Here is a 6155-nt window from a genome sequence, read left to right on the forward strand (position 1 = left end):
GCTGGACATGCCACCATCCTAGCGGATAGAACGTTCGGTCACGACGCGCCCGTCCTGCAGCACGAACGCGTCGTACCAGTCGCCGCCGACCTGGACGTGGCGGCTGCCCGAGCGGAAGCGCTGAGCCAGCACCAGGCCCTTGACCACGGGCAGGCGGTCGGGCAGCAGGCTGCGCTGGAGCGTCTCGGCGGTGCGGTGCTCGCGCTCGAACAACGTGGCCCGCTCGACCGCCAGCGCGCACTGGCCGGCCAGTGCCTCCAGGAAGACGCCGTCCTCCTGGGAGATCTTCTGTGGCCTCGTGAAGGAGAATCGGAGCGCTCCCAGTGCCCGGCCCGCCGCCAGCAGCGGTAGGCCGACCCAGGCCCGCTCATCGCCGTGGGTGAGGAAGTTTGCCAGGACCTCCTCGTCGTCGCCAGCCTCGAGCAGCTGAGCCTTCAGCGACTCGGGCGACTCGGCGAAGACCGGCCTGCGGCTGTTGACCGCCATGGTCATCACGTTGGAGTGGGACAGCGGGATCTCGTCGCCGGTGACCCCGGAGGCCTCCAGGATGCCCTCGCCGTTGATCAGCTTGAGCGCCGCGCGGTCGGGGTCGAGCAGCGCCACGGCCGAGCGGTCGGCGGCCAGCGCGGTGCGGCCGACGTCGATGATGACCTGCACGACCTGCTCGACCGTCAGGGCTTCGGCCAGCTGGGCGGTGGCGCCCTGGAGCCGGGCCGTGCGCAGCGCGGCGGCGCCGAGCTGGTCGGTCAGCCTGCCGCGCATCTCCTCGGCCTCGCGCTGCGGCGTGACGTCGGTGTTGGCGCCGACCCATTCGACGACCCTGCCGTGCCTGATGATCGGCACGGCCCGCACCTCGAAGTGGCGATAACCGCTGGCGCGCGTGCGCACGCGGTAGTTCCACTCGAACATGGTGCGCCCGCGCAGAGCCTCCTTCCAGGCCTCCTCGGTCTGCTGGCGCTCCTCGGGGTGGACGACCTCCAGCCAGCCGCTGGCGAGGTATTCCTCCAGTCCCTGGCCGGTGATGGCGCGCCACTGCGGCGCGTCCTCGACGACGGCGCCGGTGGGCGAGGTGATCCAGACCAGCTGCGACTGGGCCTCGACCAGCGAGCGGTAGCGCTCCTCGCTGCGGCGCAGCGCCTCCTCGGTCTGGCGGCTCTCGGTGACGTCCTGCCCGATCAGCGTGATCGCGCGCAGCTCGCCCGCCTCGTTGTGGACCGGCGAGAACGACAGCGACCAGTGCCTGGTGTCGCCCTCCGCCGACCGCACGCGCACGCGGCTCTCGGTGACCGGCGCGTCGCTCTCGATGACGGCCTGCACGGCGTGGGTGATGATCTGGCTGAGGTCGGCGGCGAGCACCTCGGCGGGCTGCCTGCCGGCCATCCGCTCGGCGGGCACGTTGACGACATCGCTGAACACGTCGTTGACCCGCTGGATGCGGCCATCGCCGTCGAAGAACGCGAAGGCGAACTCGGCCTCCGACAGCATGCCCTGGAAGAGGGCGGAGTCTGAGATGTCCACATCCGACTCCCGGGGACGGGGAACGGAGGTCTCGGCGCTCATGGTCGGCACCTCCGTCGCGTGCCAGGGTCTCCCACGCGGCACATCTCCATAACTGTGTATCGGCGTAGCGCAGCTCCGGGCGACCGGATTCTGCAGTACATCATCGGCGATGGGTAGGTGTGGACGGAAGCCCCCGTCGCGGCCCGGTCGCCTTTAGGGTCTACGCATCCTGTCAAAGTCGCTCCACGTTGCGCAGCAAGATCAGGTTACAGCGCCAGATTGCCGGGAGCCGAGTCCCGGCCCCAACTACTTGGCCGCGCGCTTCGCCTCCTGCTTGGCGGCCCGCACGCGGGCCAGGCTGTCGGCGTCGAGCACGTCGGCGACCGACCGGTGTGACCCCTCCTCGCCATAGAGTCCGGCCGCCTCACGCCAGCCTGACGGTTGGACCCCCAGCTGCTTCCCCAGCAATGCCAGAAAAATCTGGGCCTTCTGCTTGCCGTATCCCGGAAGGGCCATCAGTCGTTTCAACAACTCTTTGCCGTCAGCCGCGCCGGCCCACATCTTCTCCGGCTGACCGTCGTAGTGCTCGACGAGATAGGCCGCGAGCTGCTGGATCCTGGCCGCCATGGACTTGGGGTAGCGGTGCACGGCCGGCTTCTCCGCCAGCAGCGCGGCGAACGCCTCCGGATCGTACGAGGCGATCTCCCCGGCGGTGAGGTCGTGCCCCAGCCGCTGGGAAATCGTATACGGCCCCGTGAACGCCCACTCCATAGGGATCTGCTGGTCGAGAAGCATGCCGACGAGCAGGGCGAGAGGGCTGCGGCCGAGGAGCTCGTCTGCCTCACTCCGCTGGGCGAGCTGGATGCGCATGGAGACAGCTTCGCATGAATGGCCACCGGGTGAAGTGAACACAACCATCGCGGAGCCTTGACACGCGCCCGAGAAAAGGTGAAATGAGAGCGCAAGTCGCCCTGCAGACATTCCTGGGGGTTTGCCCCTAGGTCTCCAGAGGAATCTCACACCTATGCTCGCTCTGGCCACACGGTTCCTGCGGGAGCCGGTCAGTCTCAGGCTGGCCGAAGAGTTCCTGACCGTGCCCGTGGACACGATCGACCGCTGTGTGGCCGACGTGTGCGCGTGTGCGCAGCATCTCGGCGTCTCGGCGACGCCGGAGATCGTGGAGCGCATCGCTCGCGAGCACCTGCTCGCGATCGTCAACTCAGCGCCTCCGCCCCGAAGTTCCCGGTAAGACAAAGAAGGCCCGGAAGTCCAGTTAAGTCCCATCCGGAAGTCCCCGATAACATCGGGGTCACCAGGCCGAGTTCTAAGCACCGTTTGCGCCTGGAATACGAGAGAGTGAGGGTGTGCGCCGACACCGACGAGATCCCCGGGAGAGCACCCCGCCAGACGACGTGTTCAAGGAGATGGTGCAGGCGGCTCGCGAGCTGCTGGCCGTACGCACCCCACTGGACGCGGAACTGATGGTCTCCGACATGATCGGTGCCTGGTGGGGCAGGCGGGTCAGGGGCGGTGACGTGGAGCAGGTGCTCGGGGAGGGGCTGGTCGACTACGCCGCCAAGGCCGGCACGCCGGCCTCGTTGACGTTGCTGATCTGCCTGGCCTATCTCGGCACGGCCCGCCAGGGCGCCAAGGCCGAGGGCGCGGCGCTGGCGATGATGGAGTCGGGGGTGGCCAGGCCGGGCTGGGCCGACCGGGTGGGCGCGGTGAAGCCGGCCGGGTGCTACGTCTCCCGCGACGCGTACGGCGACCAGGACACGGTGATCTGCACCTTCGCCTACCGCTGGAACGAGGACTCGCTCCCCGCGGACCGCCACGCGCTGGTCATGGTCGTCGACTACAACATGAGCGGCATGGCCCGCGACGCCTGGGTGTCCTCGCAGGTCGACAAGCTGCTGGAGCAGGCCAGGGCCGAGGCGGCGGGCAATCCGCTGCTGCTGTTCGAGGAGATCGAGCCCGACCAGGCCAGGGCGCTGCTGGAGTCGGCCATGAAGGCCACGCGGGAGCCGAAGACGCCGCCGCCCGTCAGCGACAGCTACAGCGCCTACCACGCCTTCGCCCGGGCCAGGCTCAAGGCGCTGCCGCCGGGGCGCAAGAGGCCGGCGCCGCTGCACACCGAGGCCCCGTACAGCAGGGAGCGGCGGGCCATGCTGGCGGCGGAGTTCCTGGCGTCCGACGCGGCCGAGCACCTGTCCGACCCCTCGGCGGCCTCGCGCTGCGCCGACCACATCATCGACTACGGCTGCGACCAGGACTTCAACCGGCCGCTGCGGGTCAGCCCGACCAAGTGTGAAACGTTCCTGCTCGACTGGCTGCCGCGCAAGGTGATGCTGAGCGTGGCCGAGCAGGAGGCGATGCCGCACGTGTTGTCGGCGTGGGTGCGCTTCGCCGCCGCCCGCACGGGCCTGCCCGAGCAGGGGCTCAAGGCCACGCTGGACGCGGTGTGGGAGGCGATCGGCAAGTTCCCCGAGGCCTACCGCGACCCGACGTCGTTCGGGCTCGACCGGCCGCTGCTGGAGCGGCTGCTGCCGGACGGCGACCTTTCGGCGCTGGCCAGGCGGGCCTTCGCGTTCCCGTTCCTGCAGGGCACGCACAACGGGATCGAGCTCGACAAGCTCAACCCGGCCGACGAGGCCGACCGGCGCACGTTGCTCGAGATCGACCACGGCGGCACGATCGACCAGGAGCACCTGGCCTGGCACGAGGAGATCGCCACCCGGCTGTGGGAGGGCGACCCGCCGCAGCTCTGGGAGGCCGCGCAGCGTCTGCTGGACCTCGGCCACGACCGTCACGACGTGCTCCACGTGCTGATCGAGATCGCCGAGCGGATCGGCGACGACCCGGACGAGCTGGCGGCCGCGCTCGACGACATCGCCGACATTCCCGACGAAATCTAGGTACGCGATCTGCCTCGTACGGCGAGACAGGCCAGGTGGGCACGGCAACTCAGCCATTGTTCGCCACGCCGGGACAGGCGCCGGGATAGCCTCTACTGCCATGGTGATCGACCTCAACGCGGACCTGGGCGAGGGCTTCGGGATCTGGCGGCTCGGCGACGACCTCGCACTGCTCGACATCGTCACGAGCGCCAACGTGGCGTGCGGCTTCCACGCGGGCGACCCCGTGACGATCAGACGTACGTGCGCGGCGGCCGTCGACCGCGGGGTGACGATCGGGGCGCAGGTGTCCTATCGCGATCTGGCGCACTTCGGGCGCAGGGAGATGGACGTCGAGCCGGAGGAGCTGTGCGCCGAGGTGCTCTACCAGATCGCGGCGGTCGACGGCATCGCCAAGGCGATGGGCGGCCGGGTCTCCTACGTCAAGCCGCACGGCGCGCTCTACAACCGGATCTGCCGCGACGAGGTGCAGGCCGCGGCGCTGATCGACGCGGTGACGGACTATGACCCCTCGCTGCCGGTGCTCACGCTGCCCGGCTCGGCGGTGCACGCGGTGGCGGCGGCCGAGGGCGTTCCGACGGTGAACGAGGCGTTCGCCGACCGGGCGTACACCCCCAAGGGCATGCTGGTGTCGCGCAGGGAGCCGGGCGCGGTCATCCACGACCCCGCCGCGGTGGCCGCACGTGCCTGCCAGATGGCCGTGGAAGGCTCTGTGACGGCCGTTGACGGGAGTTCCGTACCAATTTCCGCCCGTTCCATCTGCGTTCACGGAGACACGCCTGACGCCGTCCGGCTGGCGCAGGGAGTGCGGGACGCGTTGCTGGCGGCCGGAGTGGTCCTGCAGGCGTTCGCGTGATCCGTACAGCCGGGGAGCACGGGCTGCTCGTGGAGACCGGCTCGCTGGAGTTGTCGCACCGGCTTGACGCGGCGCTGCGGGCGGATCGGCCCGCGGGGGTGGCCGAGATCGTGCCCGGGCCCGAGACCGTGCTCGTGCTGGCTCCGGGGGCGGATCAGGGGCGGTTGCGGGCGCGTCTGGCCGAGGTCGTCGCCCGGGAGCGCGGCAAGGATGGTGCGAAGGCGGCCGAGGGGACGGTCGTGACGATTCCCGTCGTCTATGACGGCGCGGATCTCGATTCCGTCGCGGCGCTGGCGGGGATCACGGTGGACGAGGTGATCTCCCGGCATTCGGGGCGTGAGCTGGTGGTGGGGTGGCTGGGCTTCGCCCCGGGGTTCGCCTATCTGACAGGGCTGGATCCGGTGCTGGAGATGCCCAGGCTGGACACGCCGCGCACGTCGGTGCCGGCCGGGTCGGTGGCGGTGGCGGGGCCGTACTCCGCCGTCTATCCGACCGCCTCGCCGGGCGGGTGGCGGTTGCTCGGGCGCACGTCCGTGCGGGTGTGGGACGTGGCGGCCGACCCGCCCTCACTGTTCAGGCCGGGCATGCGCGTGCGGTTCCGGCCGACATGATCGAAGTACTGGCGCCGGGCCCCTATGCGACCGTCCAGGACCTGGGGCGGCCCGGTTTCGCCCATCTGGGGGTGCCCCGCTCGGGAGCGGCCGACGCGACGAGTCTGCGGCTGGCCAACAGGCTCGTGGGCAACGTGGAGGGGCTGGCCGGGATCGAATTGACGCTCGGCATGGCGCGCCTGCTGTTCCATGACGGCGCGTGGGTGGCACTGACGGGCGCGCCCGTGGACTCCGCGGCGGGGATGGGGGCGCCGTTCTGGGTGCCGTCGGGAG

The 6155-nt window shown here is 70.3% G+C and carries 6 protein-coding genes and 1 pseudogene; 5 read left to right on the forward strand and 2 right to left on the reverse strand.

Annotated features, from left to right (window positions below; all coding sequences use genetic code 11):
• Nucleotides 1–18: 18 nt before the first annotated feature.
• Nucleotides 19–1560 (reverse strand): PAS domain S-box protein, encoded by a 1542-nt coding sequence (locus tag AB0J09_RS53635; protein ID WP_360709878.1) that lies wholly within the window; start codon nt 1558–1560, stop codon nt 19–21.
• Nucleotides 1561–1806: 246 nt separating this feature from the next.
• A complete protein-coding gene (locus AB0J09_RS53640; RefSeq protein WP_360709880.1) occupies nt 1807–2370 on the reverse strand; it encodes an HhH-GPD-type base excision DNA repair protein in 564 nt (187 codons plus the stop codon).
• 154 nt (nt 2371–2524) lie between these two features.
• On the opposite strand from AB0J09_RS53640, the gene AB0J09_RS53645 reads away from it, so the two are divergent.
• The 5 genes and pseudogenes from AB0J09_RS53645 to AB0J09_RS53665 form a co-directional block, all read left to right on the forward strand.
• Nucleotides 2525–2749 carry a hypothetical protein gene (locus tag AB0J09_RS53645; RefSeq protein ID WP_185078019.1) on the forward strand — a complete coding sequence of 75 codons (225 nt, stop codon included), beginning with the start codon at nt 2525–2527 and terminating at the stop codon, nt 2747–2749.
• Between the two features lie 175 nt (nt 2750–2924).
• A complete protein-coding gene (locus AB0J09_RS53650; protein ID WP_360709883.1) occupies nt 2925–4415 on the forward strand; it encodes a hypothetical protein in 1491 nt (496 codons plus the stop codon).
• Nucleotides 4416–4515: 100 nt separating this feature from the next.
• Nucleotides 4516–5271 (forward strand): 5-oxoprolinase subunit PxpA, encoded by a 756-nt coding sequence (locus AB0J09_RS53655; RefSeq protein WP_360709885.1) that lies wholly within the window; start codon nt 4516–4518, stop codon nt 5269–5271.
• Nucleotides 5268–5882, forward strand: a complete 615-nt coding sequence (locus AB0J09_RS53660) for an allophanate hydrolase subunit 1 (protein WP_360709887.1) — start codon at nt 5268–5270, stop codon at nt 5880–5882. The genes AB0J09_RS53655 and AB0J09_RS53660 overlap by 4 nt, the downstream gene beginning before the upstream one ends.
• Nucleotides 5879–6155, forward strand: a pseudogene (locus tag AB0J09_RS53665) (allophanate hydrolase subunit 2 family protein); the annotation flags it as partial. The gene AB0J09_RS53660 and the pseudogene AB0J09_RS53665, both read left to right, overlap by 4 nt.

The organism is Nonomuraea sp. NPDC049784, from assembly GCF_040659615.1.
Taxonomy (GTDB): Bacteria; Actinomycetota; Actinomycetes; order Streptosporangiales; family Streptosporangiaceae; genus Nonomuraea.